Origin of the sequence: Micromonospora haikouensis, assembly GCF_900091595.1 — a bacterium.
In the GTDB taxonomy this organism is placed as follows: Bacteria; Actinomycetota; Actinomycetes; order Mycobacteriales; family Micromonosporaceae; genus Micromonospora; species Micromonospora haikouensis.
This window is the reverse complement of the sequence record NZ_FMCW01000002.1, coordinates 264,020-283,002: the sequence shown is the minus strand read 5'-3', so window position 1 is coordinate 283,002 and position 18,983 is coordinate 264,020. Positions and strand designations below refer to the sequence as shown.

General features: G+C 74.1%; 16 protein-coding genes and 1 pseudogene. 13 read left to right on the top strand and 4 right to left on the bottom strand.

All coding sequences use genetic code 11. The annotated features are described in order from the left end of the window. Nucleotides 1-34: 34 nt before the first annotated feature. The 3 genes from aceE to GA0070558_RS02955 all read left to right on the top strand — a co-directional run bounded on the left by aceE (nucleotide 35) and on the right by GA0070558_RS02955 (nucleotide 5,142). Entirely contained in the window at nucleotides 35-2,779 is a 2,745-nt protein-coding gene (gene aceE, locus GA0070558_RS02965) for a pyruvate dehydrogenase (acetyl-transferring), homodimeric type (protein ID WP_091275316.1), read from the top strand. A 153-nt stretch (nucleotides 2,780-2,932) separates the two neighbouring features. Continuing rightward, the gene (locus GA0070558_RS02960; protein WP_091275312.1) at nucleotides 2,933-4,222 is read left to right on the top strand and encodes a choice-of-anchor B family protein; all 1,290 of its coding nucleotides are present in this window, start codon (nucleotides 2,933-2,935) and stop codon (nucleotides 4,220-4,222) included. Beyond that, the gene (locus GA0070558_RS02955) at nucleotides 4,219-5,142 is read left to right on the top strand and encodes a DUF8832 domain-containing protein (protein ID WP_077938880.1); all 924 of its coding nucleotides are present in this window, start codon (nucleotides 4,219-4,221) and stop codon (nucleotides 5,140-5,142) included. Before GA0070558_RS02960 ends, GA0070558_RS02955 begins: the two co-directional genes overlap by 4 nt. Nucleotides 5,143-5,243: 101 nt before the next feature. Here GA0070558_RS02955 and GA0070558_RS02950 read toward each other — a convergent pair whose 3' ends face one another. Further along, on the bottom strand, nucleotides 5,244-5,690 hold the full coding sequence (locus GA0070558_RS02950; protein ID WP_043966977.1) for an SRPBCC family protein: 447 nt from the start codon (nucleotides 5,688-5,690) through the stop codon (nucleotides 5,244-5,246). A 253-nt stretch (nucleotides 5,691-5,943) separates the two neighbouring features. Here GA0070558_RS02950 and GA0070558_RS02945 point away from each other — a divergent pair, with 253 nt between their 5' ends. From GA0070558_RS02945 to gltX, 3 genes are all read left to right on the top strand, one after another. Beyond that, nucleotides 5,944-7,326: a GH1 family beta-glucosidase gene (locus GA0070558_RS02945; protein ID WP_091275308.1), complete on the top strand. Its 1,383-nt coding sequence runs from the start codon at nucleotides 5,944-5,946 to the stop codon at nucleotides 7,324-7,326. 4 nt (nucleotides 7,327-7,330) lie between these two features. Then, the gene (locus tag GA0070558_RS02940) at nucleotides 7,331-8,608 is read left to right on the top strand and encodes an MFS transporter (protein WP_091275305.1); all 1,278 of its coding nucleotides are present in this window, start codon (nucleotides 7,331-7,333) and stop codon (nucleotides 8,606-8,608) included. Between the two features lie 104 nt (nucleotides 8,609-8,712). Further along, nucleotides 8,713-10,122 (top strand): glutamate--tRNA ligase, encoded by a 1,410-nt coding sequence (gltX, locus tag GA0070558_RS02935; protein ID WP_091275301.1) that lies wholly within the window; start codon nucleotides 8,713-8,715, stop codon nucleotides 10,120-10,122. 67 nt (nucleotides 10,123-10,189) lie between these two features. Here gltX and GA0070558_RS02930 read toward each other — a convergent pair whose 3' ends face one another. Continuing rightward, the gene (locus tag GA0070558_RS02930; protein ID WP_091275626.1) at nucleotides 10,190-10,825 is read right to left on the bottom strand and encodes a copper resistance CopC family protein; all 636 of its coding nucleotides are present in this window, start codon (nucleotides 10,823-10,825) and stop codon (nucleotides 10,190-10,192) included. Nucleotides 10,826-11,052: 227 nt separating this feature from the next. Here GA0070558_RS02930 and GA0070558_RS02925 point away from each other — a divergent pair, with 227 nt between their 5' ends. Next, on the top strand, nucleotides 11,053-11,808 hold the full coding sequence (locus GA0070558_RS02925; protein ID WP_091275298.1) for a hypothetical protein: 756 nt from the start codon (nucleotides 11,053-11,055) through the stop codon (nucleotides 11,806-11,808). A 107-nt stretch (nucleotides 11,809-11,915) separates the two neighbouring features. On the opposite strand, the gene GA0070558_RS02920 is transcribed toward GA0070558_RS02925, so the two are convergent. Together GA0070558_RS02920 and GA0070558_RS02915 are read right to left on the bottom strand one after the other, a co-directional pair. Next, entirely contained in the window at nucleotides 11,916-12,266 is a 351-nt protein-coding gene (locus tag GA0070558_RS02920) for a hypothetical protein (RefSeq protein WP_091275295.1), read from the bottom strand. Between the two features lie 105 nt (nucleotides 12,267-12,371). Then, nucleotides 12,372-12,911 carry a hypothetical protein gene (locus tag GA0070558_RS02915; RefSeq protein WP_091275293.1) on the bottom strand — a complete coding sequence of 180 codons (540 nt, stop codon included), beginning with the start codon at nucleotides 12,909-12,911 and terminating at the stop codon, nucleotides 12,372-12,374. Nucleotides 12,912-13,090: 179 nt separating this feature from the next. Between GA0070558_RS02915 and GA0070558_RS34800 the strand changes: the two genes are divergently transcribed. From GA0070558_RS34800 to GA0070558_RS02885, 6 genes and pseudogenes are all read left to right on the top strand, one after another. Continuing rightward, complete coding sequence (locus GA0070558_RS34800; RefSeq protein WP_091275290.1) at nucleotides 13,091-14,317, top strand: sensor histidine kinase; 1,227 nt, start codon at nucleotides 13,091-13,093, stop codon at nucleotides 14,315-14,317. A 113-nt stretch (nucleotides 14,318-14,430) separates the two neighbouring features. Continuing rightward, entirely contained in the window at nucleotides 14,431-15,180 is a 750-nt protein-coding gene (locus GA0070558_RS02905; RefSeq protein ID WP_091275622.1) for a response regulator, read from the top strand. Next, a pseudogene (locus tag GA0070558_RS02900) lies at nucleotides 15,116-16,450 on the top strand (PucR family transcriptional regulator); the annotation flags it as partial. The gene GA0070558_RS02905 and the pseudogene GA0070558_RS02900, both read left to right, overlap by 65 nt. Before the next feature lie 101 nt (nucleotides 16,451-16,551). Next, complete coding sequence (locus tag GA0070558_RS02895) at nucleotides 16,552-17,718, top strand: acyltransferase domain-containing protein (protein WP_091275283.1); 1,167 nt, start codon at nucleotides 16,552-16,554, stop codon at nucleotides 17,716-17,718. Continuing rightward, entirely contained in the window at nucleotides 17,715-18,659 is a 945-nt protein-coding gene (locus tag GA0070558_RS02890; protein WP_091275280.1) for a beta-ketoacyl-ACP synthase III, read from the top strand. The genes GA0070558_RS02895 and GA0070558_RS02890 overlap by 4 nt, the downstream gene beginning before the upstream one ends. A gap of 84 nt (nucleotides 18,660-18,743) precedes the next feature. Then, a complete protein-coding gene (locus GA0070558_RS02885) occupies nucleotides 18,744-18,983 on the top strand; it encodes an acyl carrier protein (RefSeq protein ID WP_007072348.1) in 240 nt (79 codons plus the stop codon).

The following is an 18,983-nucleotide window of genomic DNA, read 5'->3' as shown; positions in this document are numbered from 1 at the left end:
GAGACCTATCCCACACACAACCGAGGGAACGCCTGTGGCCACGGAACGCAAGCGCCCGGTGATCACCGCCGGTCTGCCGAGCCAGCTTCCGGACATCGACCCCGAAGAGACCGGCGAATGGGTCGAGTCGCTGGACGGTGTCATCGACGAGCGCGGAACCAAACGCGCCCGGTACGTGATGCTGCGCCTGCTGGAGCGCGCGCGGGAGCGTCAGGTCGGGGTGCCGTCGCTGACCACCACCGACTACATCAACACCATCCCGCCGGAGCGCGAGCCGTGGTTCCCGGGTGACGAGCACATCGAGCGGCGGATCCGGGCGTACATCCGGTGGAACGCGGCGATGCTGGTGCACCGCGCGCAGCGCCCCGAGATCGGCGTCGGCGGGCACATCTCGACGTTCGCCAGCTCCGCGTCGCTCTACGAGGTGGGCTTCAACCACTTCTTCCGGGGCAAGGACCACCCGGGCGGCGGCGACCACATCTTCTACCAGGGTCACGCCTCGCCGGGCATGTACGCGCGGGCGTTCCTGGAGGGGCGGCTGAGCGAGAACCAGCTCGACGGGTTCCGCCAGGAGCTGTCCCACCCGGGCGGCGGGCTGCCGTCGTACCCGCACCCGCGGCTGATGCCGGACTTCTGGGAGTTCCCGACCGTCTCGATGGGCCTCGGCCCGCTGAACGCGATCTACCAGGCCCGGTTCAACCGCTACCTGCACCACCGGGGCATCAAGGACACCTCGCAGCAGCACGTGTGGGCGTTCCTCGGCGACGGCGAGATGGACGAGGTCGAGTCGCTCGGCGCGATCGGCGTGGCCGCCCGCGAGGAGCTGGACAACCTCACCTTCGTGATCAACTGCAACCTGCAGCGGCTCGACGGGCCGGTCCGGGGCAACGGCAAGGTCATGCAGGAGCTGGAGGCGTTCTTCCGGGGCGCCGGCTGGAACGTCATCAAGGTGGTCTGGGGCCGCGAGTGGGACCCGCTGCTCGCCGCCGACACCGACGGCGCGCTGGTCAACCTGATGAACAGCACGCCCGACGGTGACTACCAGACCTACAAGGCGGAGTCCGGGGCGTACGTGCGGGAGCACTTCTTCGGCCGCGACGCGCGCACCCGCAAGATGGTCGAGGGGCTCACCGACGACGAGATCTGGAACCTCAAGCGGGGCGGGCACGACTACCGCAAGCTCTACGCGGCCTACAAGGCGGCGATGGAGCACACCGGCCAGCCGACGGTGATCCTGGCCAAGACGATCAAGGGCTGGACGCTCGGCTCGCACTTCGAGGGCCGCAACGCCACGCACCAGATGAAGAAGCTGACGCTGGACGACCTGAAGCTCTTCCGCGACCGGCTCTACCTGGACATCTCGGACTCCACGCTGGAGGAGAACCCCTACCTCCCGCCGTACTTCACCCCGGGCGAGAAGTCCGAGGAGATCGCCTACCTGCGGGAGCGCCGGGAGCAGCTCGGCGGCTACCTCCCGTCGCGGCGGACCGCCGGCCGGACGCTGGCGATCCCGGGCAGCGAGCGGTTCTCCGACGTCAAGCGGGGCTCGGGCAAGCAGAAGGTGGCCACCACGATGGCCTTCGTCCGCCTGCTCAAGGACATCATGAAGGACAAGGAGTTCGGCAAGCGCTGGGTGCCGATCATCCCGGACGAGGCCCGCACGTTCGGCATGGACTCGCTCTTCCCGACGGCGAAGATCTACTCGCCGCACGGCCAGCGCTACACCTCGGTCGACCGGGAGCTGTTCCTGTCGTACAAGGAGGCGACGACCGGTCAGATCCTGCACGAGGGGATCAACGAGGCGGGCTCGGTGGCCTCGTTCACCGCCGCCGGCACCGCGTACGCCACGCACGGCGAGCCGATGATCCCGCTGTACATCTTCTACTCGATGTTCGGCTTCCAGCGCACCGGCGACGGGTTCTGGGCGGCGGCCGACCAGATGGCGCGGGGCTTCGTGCTCGGCGCGACCGCCGGGCGCACCACGCTCAACGGTGAGGGCCTCCAGCACGAGGACGGCCACTCGCTGCTGCTCGCCGCCACCAACCCGGCGGTGGTCGCCTACGACGCGGCGTTCGCGTTCGAGCTGGCGCACATCATGGAGAACGGCCTGCACCGGATGTACGGCGAGCAGCCGGAGAACATCTTCTACTACCTGACTGTCTACAACGAGCCGATCCACCAGCCGGCCGAGCCGGCCGACGTGGACGTCGAGGGGCTGCTCAAGGGCATCTACCGCTACTCCCCAGCCCCGAAGGTCGAGGGCGACGGGCCGAGGGCCAACATCCTGGCCTCCGGCACGGGCATGCAGTGGGCGCTCAAGGCGCAGCAGCTGCTCGCCCAGGACTGGGGGGTGGCCGCCGACGTGTGGTCGGTGACCTCCTGGACGGAGCTGCGCCGCGACGCCGTGGAGTGCGAGGAGCACAACCTGCTCCACCCGGGCGCGGAGCAGCGGGTGCCGTACATCCAGCGGAAGCTGGCCGACGCCGACGGGCCGAAGGTCGCGGTCAGCGACTGGATGCGCGCCGTACCGGACCTGATCGCCCGCTGGGTACCGGGCGACTACACCTCGCTCGGCACCGACGGGTTCGGCATGTCCGACACCCGGCACGCGCTGCGCCGGCACTTCCACGTCGACGCCGAGTCGGTGACGGTCGCGACGCTGCGGCAGCTCGCCCTGCGCGGCGCGGTGCCGGCGCAGGTCCCGGCCGAGGCGGCGAAGAAGTACGCCATCGACGACGTCAACGCGGCACCGGTCGGCGAGACCGGCGGCGACAGCTAGGTCGCGGCAGCGACCCGAGGGGCCCGGCGCGGAGCGCCGGGCCCCTCGGCGTGTCGGGGACGATATGACCCGACCGGTATCCCCCACCACCTTGTCCCGACCACCGAGGCGCAACCATCCTTCTCGATAAAATCGCTGACGGTAGGAGACGCCATGCGAGTCGTCCGAATCGGAGTCGCCCTGGCGGTCGGCGCCCTCGCGGCGTCACTGCTCGGGTCGGGCCAACCCCTGGTCGCGCACTCGCCGGACACCCCGGCCGGGCGCGCCTCGGCGCAGGAGTTCATGGCCCAGCGGGAGCCGACCCACCGGTTGGCGGCCCAGGCGGCGGCGACCTGCACCAACGGTCAGGCCGCCGGCTACCCCTGCCGCAACGTTGACCTGCTGTCGTTCCTGCCGCTGGCCGACATCGGCGGCAGCCAGGCCAACGACATCTGGGGCTGGACCGACAGCCTGACCGGCCGGGAGTACGCGCTGGTGGGGCGGCGCAACGGCACCTCGTTCGTCGACGTGTCCAACCCGACGGCCCCCGTGTACCTGGGCAACCTGCCCGCCTACCAGAACCGCACCGCGATCTGGCGCGACATCAAGGTCTACCGCGACCACGCGTACGTGGTGGCCGACGTGTCGGGCCACGGGATGCAGGTGTTCGACCTGACCCGGCTGCGCGGCGTCACCGCCCCGCAGACCTGGACGGCGGACGCGCGGTACGGCCAGTTCGGCAACGCGCACAACATCGCCATCAACGAGGAGACCGGGTACGCGTACGCGGTCGGCACGAACACGTGCAGCGGCGGGCTGCACATGATCGACATCCGGACGCCGAAGTCGCCGGCCTCGGCCGGCTGCGTCAGCACCGACGGATACACCCACGACACCCAGTGCGTGGTCTACCGGGGCCCGGACACCGCCTACACCGGGCGGGAGATCTGCGTGAACTCCAACGAGGACACCGTGACCGTGGTGGACGTGACCACCAAGTCGGCGCCGCGGCAGCTCTCCCGCATCGGTTACACCGGGCGGGCGTACACCCACCAGGGGTGGTTCACCGGGGACCAGCGGTACTTCCTCCTCGACGACGAGCTGGACGAGTCCCGGCGCGGGGTGAACACCCAGACGTACCTGTGGGACCTGGCCGACCTCGACGCGCCCCGGCACATCGGCACCTACAGCGCGCCCGCCGGGGTGACTGCCACCGACCACAACCAGTACGTCAAGGGCAAATACAGCTACCAGGCCAACTACCGGGCGGGGTTGCGCATCCTGGACCTGGCCGAGGTGGCCAGTGGGCGGGCGACCGAGGCCGGCTACTTCGACATCTACCCGTCGAGCAACAGCAACTCGATGAACGGGGCGTGGAGCACATACCCGTACTTCCCCAGCGGGATCATCGTGGTCAGCGGCATCGAGCAGGGCCTCTTCGTCCTCGCGCCCCGGCTGCCGTGACGACGACGCAACGCCGGCTGGTCCTGCTGGGGGCGCCCCCACCCGGGCGTCCCCGGCAGGGGGACGCACAGGCCCCACCCCCGGCCGGTCGGGCCGCCCGGGCCGTGGCGGCGGGGCTGATCCTCGCCCTCACCCTCGCGGTCGGCTTCGCGGCGGGCCGGTTCGGCGGCCCGCCCGCCACCGTACGGTCGGCGACGCCCGGTCCGGTCGGGCACGCCGACCACGAGCCAGCCGGGTTGCAGCTGTCCCGGGACGGCTACACCCTCGCCCTGGACACCACCACCCTGACCGCCGGCCGGGCCGGGAAGCTGGCGTTCCGGATCACCGACGCGGCGGGCCTGCCGGTGACCGCCTTCCAGCCCGTCCACGAACGGCTGATGCACCTGGTGCTGGTGTCGCGGGACCTGACCGACTACCAGCACGTGCACCCGGAGCTGGACGCGGACGGCACCTGGCGGGCGGCGGTCGGCCCGGCGGCTGCCGGGCCGTTGCGGGCGATCGCCGACTTCTGGCCGGTCGGCGCGGCGCGGCAGGTGACGCTCGGGGCGGACGTCGCGGTGCCCGGCCGGTACGCGCCGAGGCCGCCGGAACAACCCCAGGAGACCGTTGTCGTCGACGGGTACACCGTCACCCTCGACGGCGGCCTACGCCCGGGCGAGGCGAACCAGGTCCTGGTGTGGCTGGGGCGCGACGGCCGGCCGGTGAACGACCTGCAACCGCACCTGGGCGCGTACGGGCACCTGGTCGCGTTGCGCCACGGGGACCTGGCCTACCTGCACGTGCACCCGGCGGCGGCGAGCCGGCCGAGCTCCGTGGTGGCGTTCGGGATGCAGGTGCCCTCGGCGGGCACGTACCGCCTCTTCTTCGAGTTCCGGCACCTCGACGAGGTACACGTGGCCGCGTTCACGGTGACGGCCTGACGGCCCGCGCCGGGCAGTGTGACGGCGGTGGTCCGTCGCGCCCCTGGCCGGGACGGGTCGGGCCACCGCCGTCGCGGATGGCGCGGTGAGACGTGCCCCGCTCAGCCGACGGCGGCCAGGTCGGTCAGCCGGGCCAGCGAGTCCTCCAGGTCGGCGCCGACCCGCCGCAGCCCGAGCCGGAGGAGGGCGGCCTTGACCGGGCCGGCGGGCCAGCGTACGACGATGAGCCGCACGATGGTCCCGCCCTCCTCCTCGTCTGCGGTGAGCTGGACGTAGATCTCGGTGCGGGCCTCGGCTCGGGCACCGGCGCCCTTGGCGCGCTCCCGCCAGCCGATCAGGGTCGGCTCCTGGAAGGCGATCACCTCGGCCTCGTGCGCCGACCCGCGCCCGGCCTGGACCAGTTGTCGCCGGCCGAAGCCCTCCCCCGAGAGGACCTCCGCCGCGCGAACTCCCGCCAGCCAGGCCGGCAACTGCTCGGCCCGCTGCACGACTTCCCAGACCGCTTCCACCGGCGCCATCACGTGCGCACTGCGTTCCACGAGGATCATTTTCGTTCTTTCCCCCACTGAGGACATCCGCGATATTCGGCACTCTATGCGCTAAATCGGACGCAATCGGACAACTTTGGAAAAGACACGCCGAAAACCCTTGCGCCCCGATCGCCGCCGGCCTATGGCGCAAACTCCCGCCGCGGCCTAGAGTCCGAACACGTTTCACGTTCGCTGGCTGCCTAGCCGGCATCGTGGGACGTCGCGCGTCCCGCGCCCGCGGACGCGCCGGCCCCTGCCGCCTGGAGAGCGCATGACCACCGAGCCGCTGCCCGAGTTCCCGGCCGGATTCCGCTGGGGAGTCTCCACCTCCGCGTACCAGATCGAGGGCGGGGCGACCGCCGCCGGCCGGGGGCCCTCCATCTGGGACACGTTCGCGCACACCCCCGGGCTGATCGCCGACGGCAGCACCGGCGACGTCGCCTGCGACCACTGGCACCGGCACGCCGAGGACGTCGCGCTGATGGCCGGGCTCGGGGTGTCGGCGTACCGGTTCTCGGTGGCCTGGCCCCGGGTCCAGCCGGGCGGCACCGGGCCCGCCAACGCCGCCGGCCTCGACTTCTACGACCGGCTCGTCGACGACCTGGCCGCCGCCGGGATCGACCCGGTCGCCACGCTCTACCACTGGGACCTGCCGCAGCCCCTCCAGGACGCCGGCGGCTGGCTGCACCGGGACACCGCCGCCCGGTTCGCCGAGTACGCCGACCTGGTCGCCGCCCGGCTCGGCGACCGGGTGAAGCTGTGGATCACCCTCAACGAGCCGTTCATCCACATGAGCCTCGGCTACGGCACCGGCGAGCACGCCCCCGGCCAGACGCTGCTGTTCGACGCGTTCCCGGCGGCCCACCACCAGCTCCTCGGGCACGGGCTGGCCGTCGCCGCGCTGCGCGCCCGCACCGGCAGCCCGATCGCCATCGCCAACAACTACTCGCCCGTGCGCCCGGCCGGCGACACCGACGCCGACCGGGCCGCCGCCGCCGCGTACGACGCGCTGCACAACCGGCTGTTCACCGACCCGCTGCTCGGCCTCGGCTACCCCGACCTGCTCGACCTCGACCCAAGGCTCGTGCGCGGCGACGACCTGGCCGTCATCGCCGCGCCGCTCGACGTGCTCGGCGTCAACTACTACAACCCCTCGGGGGTACGCGCGCCCGAGCCCGGCTCGCCGCTGCCGTTCGAGCTGGTGGAACTCGCCGGGTACCCGCGCACGGCCTTCGGCTGGCCGGTGGCCCCCGACGGGCTGCGCGAGCTGCTCACCGGCCTGCGCGACCGCTACGGCGACCGGCTGCCCCCGATCCAGGTCACCGAGAACGGCTGCGCCTACGACGACGTACCCGATGCCGACGGCCGGGTCCACGACCCGGACCGGATCGCCTACCTCGACGCCCACCTGCGCGCCCTGCGGGCGGCGATCGACGACGGCGTGGACGTCACGGGCTACTTCGTCTGGTCGCTGCTGGACAACTGGGAGTGGGCGGAGGGCTTCACCAAGCGCTTCGGCCTCGTGCACGTCGACTTCGGCACCGGGGCGCGCACGCCCAAGTCGTCGTACGCCTGGCTGCGCGACGCCGTGACGCGGCCCGGCACGGCCGCCGCCGCGCCCGCCGCCCGCCGCGTCACATCCGACGCGGAGTAGCGCCGTGACCACCGTCGACCCGACACCGGCGTCGCTGCCCGCCGCGCTCGCCGAGCCGACCGTCCCGGTGCGGCGGAGCTGGATCGCGCTGATCTTCGCGGCGAACCTCGGGGTGTGGATGGCCTTCTTCACCCCGATCCAGGTGCTGCTGCCCCAGCAGATCGAGCGGATCGCCCCGGGCGACAAGGAGGCCATGTTCGCCGTGGTCACCGGCCTCGGCGCGCTCGCCGCGGTGCTGGCCAACCCGCTCGCCGGGGCGCTGTCGGACCGCACCTGCCTGCGGGTGGGCGGCCGGGAGCTGGGCCGCCGGCACGTCTGGACGGCCGGCGGCGCGGTGCTCGGCGCGCTCGCCCTGGTGCTGCTGGCCCGGCAGGACACCATCGCCGGGGTCGCGGTCGGCTGGGTGGCCGCCCAGGTCTGCTTCAACGCGATGCTGGCCAGCCTCACCGCCGGCATCCCCGACCGGGTGCCGGTGCTGCAGCGCGGCGGCGTCTCCGGCTGGGTGGGCATCCCGCAGTCGCTGGGCCTGGTGCTCGGCGCGGTGCTGGTGACGGCGGTGGTGACCGGCAACGCCGCCGGGTACGCCACGATCGCGCTGGCCGTGCTGCTGCTGTCGCTGCCGTTCGCGCTGCTCACCGCCGACGACCCGCTGCCCCGGGCGCACCGGCCGCCGCTGCGGGTGGGCGCGCTGCTCGCCTCGATGTGGATCAGCCCGCGCCGGCACCCGGACTTCGCCTGGGCCTGGCTCACCCGGTTCCTGGTGCAGCTCGGCAACGCGCTGGGCACGCTGTACCTGCTGTACTTCCTCGCCGACGGGGTGCGCTATCCCGACCCCGAGGGCGGGCTGCTGGTGCTGATCCTGCTCTACACGCTCGGGATGATCCTCACCGCCGTGGTCTCCGGCCGGCTCTCCGACCGCTCGGGCCGGCGCAAGGTCTTCGTGATCACCTCCGGGCTGGTGATGGCCGTGGCCGCGCTGCTGCTGGCCGTCGCGCCGGTCTGGCCGACGGCGATGGTCGCGGCGGTGCTGCTCGGCGCGGGCTACGGCGTCTACCTGTCGGTGGACGCGGCGCTGATCACCGAGGTGCTGCCGGCGGCCACGAACCGGGCCAAGGACCTCGGGGTGATCAACATCGCGAACAGCGCGCCGCAGGTGCTCGGTCCGGCGCTGTCCGCCCCGATCGTGGTGCACCTGGGCGGCTACCCCACCCTGTACGCGGCCACCGCGGCGGTCACCCTGCTCGGCAGCGCGCTCGTCGTCAAGATCCGTGGCGTGGCGTGACGGGTGATGGCGTGACGGGTGATTGCAGGGGGCCCTTCCTATACAGAATGCGTTAACAAGGGGCCCCTCCTTAAACCTCTTCCCGGCGGCCGTAGGCTGGGGACGTGACGGTACGTGTACGCTTCGCCCCCTCCCCGACCGGAATGTTCCACGTCGGCGGCGCCCGCTCGGCCCTGCAGAACTGGATCTTCGCCAGGCAGCAGGGCGGGGTGTTCGTCCTCCGCGTCGAGGACACCGACGCGGCCCGCAACAGGCCCGAGTGGACCGAGGGCATCCTGTCGGCGCTGGACTGGATCGGCATCGCCCGGGGCAGCTACGAGGGCCCCTACTTCCAGTCGTCGTACGCCGCCGAGCACCGGGCCGCCGCGCAGCGGCTGCACGAGGGCGGCCGGGCGTACTACTGCGACTGCACCCGCGAGGCCGTGCAGGCGCGCACCGGCTCGCAGTACGCCGGCTACGACGGCTTCTGCCGCGACCGGGGCCTGCCGGCCGGCGAGGGGCGCGCGCTGCGGTTCCGCACCCCGGACACGGGCGAGACCATGGTGGTCGACCTGATCCGGGGCGAGCCGACGTTCGAGAACAGGCTGATCGAGGACTTCGTCATCGCCCGGGGCGACGGCTCCCCGGTGTTCCTGCTGGCCAACGTGGTCGACGACATGACCATGGGGATCACCCACGTGATCCGGGCCGAGGAGCACCTGCCCAACACGCCGAAGCAGCAGCTGCTGTGGGACGCGCTGGGCGTCAAGCCGCCGGTCTGGGCGCACGTGCCCGTGGTGGTCAACGAGAAGCGGCAGAAGCTGTCCAAGCGGCGCGACAAGGTCGCCCTGGAGGCGTACCGGGACGAGGGCTACCTCGCCGCCGCGATGCGCAACTACCTGATGCTGCTGGGCTGGGCCCCGTCGGGCGACCGGGAGATCGTGCCCTGGTCGGTGATCGAGGACGAGTTCCGGCTGGAGGAGGTCAACCCCTCCCCCGCATTCTTCGACGAGAAGAAGCTGCGCGCGTTCAACGGCGACTACATCCGGGCGCTGCCGGTCGACGAGTTCGTGGCCGCGTGCCGGCCGTGGCTGACCGGCACCGACACCATCGCCCCGCCGCCGTGGCAGCCGGCGGAGTTCGACGAGGCCGCGTTCGCCGCCGTCGCCCCGCTGGCCCAGACCCGCATCGCGGTGCTCAGCGAGATCGTGCCCAACGTCGACTTCCTCTTCCTGGCCTCGCCGAGCATCGAGGAGGCCGCGTGGGCGAAGGCGATGAAGGAGGGCGCGGCGGAGCTGCTCGACGCGACGGTCGCCGCGTACGAGGGGCTCGCGTCGTGGGACGCCGAGTCGCTGAAGGCGACGCTGGAGGCGGTCGGCGCGGAGCGCGGCCTCAAGCTCGGCAAGGCCCAGGCGCCCGTCCGGGTGGCGGTCACCGGCCGCACCGTCGGGCTGCCGCTGTTCGAGTCGCTGGAGGTGCTGGGTCGCGAGCGCACCCTCGCCCGGTTGCGCGCCGCCCGCCTGCGCCTGCCCTGATCGGGTACGCGACCGTAGGGGCCCGCCGGTGGACCGGCGGGCCCCTACGCGTCCTGCCCGGGGTCGGTCAGGTGCCGGCGCGACGGCGGCGCACGGCGAACCCGACGGCAGCGGCGGAGACCAGCAGCACGCCACCGCCCAGCGCCCAGAGCCAGCCGGGCGGGCCCCCGTCGGTCGACTCGCTGGCGGCCGGCACGGCGCTGCCGGCGCCCTCCGGGGTCGCGGCGGCCGACGACGGCGCGGCGGCGGACGGGGCGTCCGACGGTGGGACGGACTCCGGCGCGGCGGCCGACGGCGACGGGGACTCGGCCGGGGTGCCGGTGGTGAGGGTGAACCGCACCTCGCCCTTGATCGGGTGGCCGTCGGCGGATCCGAGCTGGTAGCCGACGATGTAGAGGCCGGCCTTGCCGGGCGCGAACGGGATCCGCACCCGCGTTCCGGAGAAGGTCGGCTCCCCGTCGAGGGCGGCCACATTGTCCGGCCCGGTGACTGTGATCTTCGTCGTACCCGGGTTCGGTTTCGCCAGGAACCGGAGCTCGATCAGCTCCGGCGCGGTGGCGATCCGCGCGCCGTTGGCCGGGTTGCTGCCGCTCAGTGAGTTGTGCGCGGCGGCCGGCGCAGCCGGGAGCACGAGCGACACACCGAACGCCACGCCGAGCACGGCCAACCAGGTACGCGCCACTCGTGGGAACCTGCCCCCCATGTACACCTCCGTAAAGGTACTATCCGCCCGCTGATCTACGGCCGATTGATTAGTCGAGCTGAGATCGCAGATAGTTCCAATTCCCGATCCAACAGCTGCAACCGATCGACGTTCTGCGCAGTCTTTCAGGTGGGCGCCCCGCCCTGTGGGCATGGTCACCGCCATCGACCGACCAACGCGTGACCTGCAGCGAAGCCATCCAAATCGAACGGGGCGAGGAGGCGGCGATGGTCCGACAGGTGAGGCGGCTGAGCCGGGCGGCAGCGGGAGCGCTGCTGGCGACGGCGCTGGCGACGGCAGTGGCGGGGCCGGCCCGGGCGGCCGGCACGGCCACGGGTCCGGCGACGACGGGTCCGGCGACGACGGGCGCGGCGCTGGCCGACGCGGCCGCCGCCGCCAGCGCGGCGCTGGCCCGCAAGGTGCCGAAGAAGACCCTCCCGGCCGGGGTGGACATCACCGGCGAGGGGCTGGCCGAGCCGCTGCGGCTACGGGCCACCGCCCACCCCGTCGAGGTGGTCGCGGTCGTCGACCAGGTGAGCTGGCTGGGCCCCACCGGGGCGGCCAGCGGGCCGAAGCCCGCCGACCTGGGTCCGAAGTACACGGTGGTGGTGCTGGTCGGGGAGATCGCCACCCAGACGTACGACCTCTACCCGCTGGCCAAGGGCGGCCCCCGGGTCTACCGGCCGGCGAAGCAGCCGGACCCGGCCCGCAAGGAGAAGGCCGGCTGGTTCCTCGGCCGGCTCAGCATGTCCGAGACGCTGCGGACGGTCGGGGTGCCGCTGGAGCGGCAGGTCGACACGGTCAGCGGCGGCGTCGGGGGCGGCGAGCGGGTGCTGCCCGACGATTCGCTGAACCCGGCCGGCGACATCGACGAGGCGCTCGACGAGTTGCAGCGGCTGCTGCTGCTCAACGTCGGGGTGATGCTGGTGATCACCCTCGGGCTGGCCGGGATCGCGCTGCTGATCCGCCGCCGTACCCGCTGACGGGCCCGGCCCCGTGCCGCTCGGCGCGGGGCCGACGTGCTCTCGGCACCGGCGGCGCGTGCTCTCCCCGCACCGGCGGCGCGGAGCTCAACACCAGCGGCGCGGCCTCAGCACCAGCGGCGCGGCGGGCGCTCCCGGCGCACGACCCGGTGCCGGGGGCGGACCGGGCCGTGCCGGTGCGCGCCGGCCCAGCCGGGCAGGTCGCTGCGGCAGGCAGCGGCCCGGCCGGACTCGTCGTCGGCGGGCGGCTCGGCGGCGCGCTGGCGGGGCACCGGGGCGTCCTCGTCGGCCGGCGCGGCGCCCCGGCCGCAGGTCGGTTCCACGGCCCGGCCGCAGGTCGGCTCGGCAGGATGGGTCGTCCCGGTGAGCCGGCGGGGATGCTTCGCCGCCGGCTCGTGGTGGCCCGGCCGGCAGGACTCCCCCTGGGCGCAGCCCGGCTCGGCCTCCCCGTGCGCCATCGGCGGTCTCCTCACGCTCTTCCTCGCCCGCCGGCCGGCCCCTGGCCCGCGTGCTCTGTCACCGTACTGGGGCGGGCGGACGCGCCGTGCGGCGCGTACCCCACCTCAGCGGCGGGGGCGGCGCGGGAAGATCGTCTCCCAGACCGGGAACGCGACCAGCCAGATCACCAGGGCGACGGTGAGGGTGCGGGCGAAGTCCCACAGGGCCCGGGTGCGTTCGGCGTCACCGACGAAGGCGATCGCCGCCACGAGCAACGCGCAGGCCACGGCCCAGCCGAGCAGGCCCTTGGCCCACTCCCGCCACTCGTGACGGGCGCGGGCCCAGCCGTGGCGCGGCGGCCGGACCGGCGGCGGGCCGCCGGCGAAGCGGTGGGCGAAGCGCTGGTCGGCCCAGCGGATCAGCGAGTGCCCGAAGGCCACCGAGAACCCGAGGTAGGCGGCGGCCAGGCCGTGGGTGGTGTCCGCGGTGGCCCCGCGCCGCAGGTCCAGCGCGGCCGCCGCGAGCAGCACCAGGTCGACCAGGGGTACGCAGACCAGCAGCGCCGCGCCGAGGCGGGGGCGACGCAGCGGGTAGCGGGCGACGAGTCCCGCCACGAGCAGCACCCAGAACCCGATCTCGCACCCGACGATGACCGCGACCAGCACGACGACCTCCCCTGTCCGTGGGTCCAGCGTGCCGCCCGCCGTGCGCCCCGCCCTCGACCCGGGCGACGAGATCCGGGTACGCCGAACGATGGACCGCGTCGGGGCGTACCTCCTTCGGGGGACGCGGCCTCGTGCCCTGGTCGGAGCCGGCGCGGCGGCGGGTGTGGTGGGATCGGAGGATGCGACTGCCGCCCTGGCTCCGGTCCGGCACCGCGGGGCGGGACGTGGCGCTGGCCGGCGTGGCCCTCGCGGGCGGGCTGGCGCTGCTCGGCCTCGGCACGCACCTGGCGATCACCCCGCGGCCCGGCGTGCCCACGGCGGCCTTCCTGCCGTCGCTGGTGGCCGTGTCGGCGGCGGTGGCCCTGCGGCGGGTGGCCACCCGCACGGGGCTGGCCCTCGGCACGGCGGCGCTCGGCGTCGACGTCGCGCTCGGCACCACCCTCGGCACCGCGCTGATCTACACCCAGGTGCTCTACGACTCCTGCGTGTACGGCCCGCCCCGGCTGTGGCGCTGGCTGCTGCGGGGCAGCGTGGCGCTGAGCCTGCTCGCCGCCGTCGGCGGGGTGGTGGCGTTCGGCCACTGGCGCGGGGTCGCGCTGGGCGTGCCGGTGGTGCTGGTCGGCGTCGTGCCGGTGCTGACCGGGATCAGCGTGCGGCAGTACCGGGACCAGGCGGCGGCCGAGCGGGCACGGGCCGCGGAGGAACGGGCCCGGGCCGAGCAGACCGCCCGGCTGGCCGAGCTGGACCGGCGCGAGGCGGTCCGCGCCGAGCGGTCCCGGATGGCCCGGGAGCTGCACGACGTGGTCGCCAACCATCTCGGCGCGGTGGCCATCCACGCCACCGCCGCGCTCACCGTCCCCGGGCTGGACCGGGAGCAGGTGGCCTCGTCACTGCGGGTCATCCGGGAGAACAGCGTGCAGGGCCTGGCGGAGATGCGGCAGCTCATCGGGCTGCTGCGGGAGCCCACGACGGGCGTCGGGCCCGCGCCGGACGACGCCGTGGATCCGGCCGAGGAGGCGACCCGGGTACGCCTCGCCGAGCTGGACCGCCTCGTGGGCCGGATGCGCGCCGCCGGGCTGGCCGTGCGGACCGAGGTGACCGGCGGGGCGCGTCCGCTGCCGGTGGGGGTGGACCTGGCGGCGTACCGGATCGTGCAGGAGTCGCTGACCAACGCGCTCAAGCACGGCGCGGGCGAAGCGGAGCTGGTCGTGACGTACGGGCCGACGGAGGTGGTGGTGGCCGTGGCGAACCCGCTGCGGGCGGGCGGCGCGGCGGCGCCCGGCGCGGGCGCCGGGCTGGTCGGGATGCGCGAGCGCGCGGTGCTGCTGGGCGGCGGCTTCACGGCGGGCCCGGCGGACGGGCGGTGGCGGGTCCGGGCACGGCTGCCCACCGGGGAGCCGGCGTGACCGGCCGGGCCACCCCCGGGCGGGCCGAGGCCGGGACGGACCCGGCGGGGCCGGTGGGTGCCGACGGGCGGGGCGACGGGCGTGCTGACGGGCGGGGCGGCGCGGCGGGGCCGGTGCGGGTGGTGCTCGCCGACGACCAGCCGGCGGTGCGGGCCGGACTGGCGCTGATCCTGGCCGCCGCGCCCGGCGTCGAGGTGGTCGGCGAGGCCGCCGACGGCGAGGCGGCGGTGCGGCTCTGCGCCGAACTGCGCCCGGACGTCGCCGTGCTGGACGTCCGGATGCCCCGGCTCGACGGCATCTCCGCCACCCGGGAGATCGTCGCCGGCCGGCTCGCCGACGTGCTCGTGCTGACCACCTTCGACCTCGACGAGTACGTCTTCGGCGCGCTGCGCGCCGGGGCGGCCGGCTTCCTGCTCAAGGACACCGACGCCGACGCCCTGGTCGCCGCCGTGCGCACCGTGGCCCGGGGCGAGGGGATCATCGCCCCGGCGGTGACCCGGCGGCTGATCAGCGCGTTCGCCGCCACCGCGCCGGGGGCGCCCGCCGCCACGCGGGCCGCGGTCGCCACGCTCACCGCGCGGGAACGCGACGTGCTGGCCTGCCTCGGGCTGGGCCTGTCCAACCAGCAGCTCGCCGACCGGCTGGCGATGGCGGAGAGCACCGCGAAGACCCACGTCAGCCGGGTGCTGGCGAAGCTCGACCTGCGCAGCCGCGTGCAGGCCGCGATCGTGGCCCAGGAGCTGTCCCTGCCCGCGCCGCCCCCGCCGCCGCCCGTCCCACCGCTTTCCCGCCGCGCCACCCGCCGGTGCCGCCGCCGGGTGGAGCGGGGTGAGCGGGGTACCCCTCTCTACCGGGGGCGTTAACAAGGGGCCCCTCCTTCTCTGCAAGGCTGGTGGGGTGAGCGAGCCGGGCGGGATCGAGCTGTCGGCCACGCTGCGCCGCATCGAGCGGGCGGCGGGGGCCCTGGCCACCGCCAGCGTGGCCCGGATGGACGAGACGCTGCCCTGGTTCCGGGCGCTGCCGGCCGACCAGCGGTCCTGGGTGATGCTGGTGGCCCAGGCCGGCGCGCGGTCGCTGGTGCAGTGGCTGCGCGACGGCGGCGGCACGGCGGACAGCACCCAGGAGGTCTCCGACGAGGTCTTCGCCACCGCCCCGCTGGCCCTGGCCCGCTCGATCAGCCTCCAGCAGACCGTGGCGTTGATCAAGGTGACGATCGACGTGGTCGAGGAGCAGGTGGGCACCCTCGCCGCCGAGGGCGAGGAGCAGCAGTTGCGGGAGGCGGTGCTGCGCTTCTCCCGCGAGATCGCCTTCGCCGCCGCCCGGGTCTACGCGCGGGCCGCCGAGTCGCGCGGCTCCTGGGACGCCCGGTTGCAGGCCCTGCTGGTCGACGCGCTGCTGCGCGGTGACTCCCCGGACGTGCTGGCCAGCCGGGGCGCGGCGCTGGGCTGGTCGGACGCGCCGCCGGTGGCGGTGGCGGTGGGCCGGTCCCCGGGCGGCGAGGTGGCCGCCGTGCTGCACACCGTCCACCGGCTGGCCCGGCGCGTCGGCGTCGAGGTGATCGGCGGGGTGCACGGCGACCGGCTGGTGATCGTGCTCGGCGGCGCGGCCGACCCGATGGCGGCGACGGGGAAACTGCTGCCCGCGTTCGGGGAGGGGCCGGTGGTGGTCGGGCCGGCGGTGCCGAGCCTCGACGAGGCGACGGACTCGGCCCGCGCCGCGCTCGCCGGCTACCGGGCGGCTCCCGCCTGGCCGACCGCGCCGCGCCCGGTGCCGGCCGGTGACCTGTTGCCCGAGCGGGCCCTCGCCGGGGACGCCGAGGCCCGCCGCCGGCTGCGCCACGACGTGTACGCGACGCTGGTCCGGGCGGGCGGCGAGCTGCTGGAGACCCTGGACGCCTTCTTCGCGGCCGGCGGCACGCTGGAGAGCGCGGCGCGGGCGCTGTTCGTGCACCCCAACACGGTGCGCTACCGGCTGCGGCGGATCGCCGACGTGACGGGGCTGTCGCCGCTGACCCCCCGGGACGCGTTCGCGTTGCAGGTGGCGCTGACCGTGGGGCGGCTCGACCCGGTGGTGCCCGTCGTGGCACCTCCGCCCATAACGCCATCAAACCGGCAAATCCCCGCAAAGAGATGATCACGGTCACCTATTTCTGTAGGGTTCCTCCAAAGGTTCTAGTGCGGTTTGGTTGCGGCCGGTAACAACGTGACCGGCGAGTATCCGGAAGAGTCATAGGCGTGCTCGCCGTACTCTCACCGGGGCAGGGTTCCCAGAAACCCGGCTTCCTGACACCGTGGCTCGACCTGACCGGCGCCGAGGCACGGCTGCGCTGGTGGTCGGCGCTGGCCGGCGTCGACCTGGTCCACCTGGGCACCACAGCCGGCGCGGAGGAGATCCAGGACACCGCCCGGACCCAGCCGCTGCTGGTCGCCGCGGCCCTGCTCGCCGCCGAACACCTGCCGATGCACGACGTCACCCTCACGGCCGGGCACAGCGTCGGCGAGTTGGGCGCGGCGGCGCTGGCCGGGGTCCTGCCGGCCGAGACCGCGATCACCCTCGCCGGGGTGCGCGGCCGGGAGATGGCCGCCGCCTGCGCGATCGAGCCGACCGGCATGGCCGCCGTGCTCGGCGGCGACACCGACGAGGTGCTCGCCGCCCTCGACAGGCACGGGCTGCACGCGGCCAACCGCAACGGCGCCGGCCAGATCGTGGCCGCCGGGTCGATCACCGGCTTGGACGCGCTCGTCGCCGAGCCGCCCACGAAGGCACGGGTCGTCCGGCTGAAGGTGGCCGGCGCGTTCCACACCCCGTACATGGCCCCCGCCGAGGCCGCCCTGGCCGGCGTGGCCGCCGGGATCACCCCGGCCCGCCCGGCCCGGATCCTGCTGTCCAACCTCGACGGCACGGCCGTCGACCACGGCCCGGAGCTGGTGCAGCGGCTGGTCCGCCAGGTCACCTCGCCCGTGCGGTGGGACCTGTGCATGCGCACCCTGGCCGACCTCGGCGTGACCGGGGTGGTCGAGCTGCCGCCGGCCGGCACCCTCGCCGGCCTGATCAAGCGGGAGCTCGCCGACGCGCTGCCCGAGATCGTCACCCTGAAGACGCCGGACGACCTGCCCGCCGCCCGCGACCTGATCGCCCGGCACGGCTCGGCCGCCCGCCCCACGCCGACCGCCCGGTTCCGGGTCGTGACGGCCCCCGCGCCGGGCGTCTTCCAGCCCGCCCAGGGGCTGACCGAGGGCCAGGCGCTGAAGATCGGCCAGGTCATCGGCCACGTCGTCACCGGGCGGGGCCCGGTCGAGGTGACCGCGCACGACGGCGGCCCGCTCACCGAGTGGCTCGCCCACCACGACGCCCCGGTCGCCCCGGGTCAACCGCTCGCCCGGATCGGGGGTCACTCATGACAGGTAGCCGGATTCTCGCCCTGGGGCACTACCAGCCCTCCCGGATCGTCACCAACGACGACATCGCGCAGTTCGTCGAGACCAACGACGAGTGGATCAGGGACCGCGTCGGCATCGCCAGCCGCCGCATCGCCGGCGACGAGACGGTGTCCGACATGGCCGCCGCCGCCGCCGGCAAGGCGCTGGCCAACTCCGGCCTCACCGCCGCCGACATCGACCTCGTCGTCGTCGCCACCTGCACCTCCATCGACCGCAGCCCGAACGTCGCCTGCCGGGTCGCCGCCAAGCTCGGCATCACCGCGCCCGGCGCGTACGACATCAACACCGCGTGCTCGGGCTTCGCGTACGCGCTGGGCACCGTCGACCACGCCATCCGGGCCGGGGCGTCGCGCAACGCGATCGTCATCGGCGCGGAGAAGCTCTCCGACTTCACCGACTGGACCGACCGCTCCACCTGCATCATCTTCGGCGACGGCGCCGGCGCCGCGGTGGTCACCGCCACCGCCGAGGGCGAGCCGGCCGGGGTCGGCCCGGTCGTCTGGGGCTCGGTGCCGGACAAGAGCGACGCCGTACGCATCGAGGGCTGGCGGCCGTACGTGAAGCAGGAGGGCCAGACGGTCTTCCGCTGGGCCACCACGGCGCTGGCCCCGCTGGCCCTGCAGGCGTGCGAGCGGGCCGGGGTCGCCCCGTCCGAGCTGGCCGCGTTCGTGCCGCACCAGGCCAACGGGCGGATCATCGACGGCATCGCCAAGCGGCTCGGCATCCCCGACGCGATCATCGCGAAGGACATCGTCGAGTCCGGCAACACCTCGGCGGCGAGCGTGCCGCTGGCCCTGTCCAAGCTCATCGAGCGGCGGGAGGTGCCCTCGGGCGCCCCGGTGCTGCTCTTCGGCTTCGGCGGCGGCCTGACCTACGCCGGTCAGGTCGTCCGCTGCCCCTGACGTCCGGCCCCCATCGGGGCCGTTCGCACGCCGCGCGGCACGCGCCGCCGGCGATTCCACACCCAGGAGAGGAACGCACCAACCATGACCCGTGACGAGATCACCGCCGGCCTCGCCGAGATCCTCGAAGAGGTTGCCGGGGTGAACCCGGACGACGTGGCCGAGGGCAAGTCCTTCACCGACGACCTCGACGTCGACTCCCTCTCGATGGTGGAGGTCGTGGTCGCCGCCGAGGAGAAGTTCGGCGTCAAGATCCCCGACAACGAGGTGCAGAACCTGAAGACCGTGGGCGACGCCGTCAGCTACATCGAGGCGCAGTCCTGA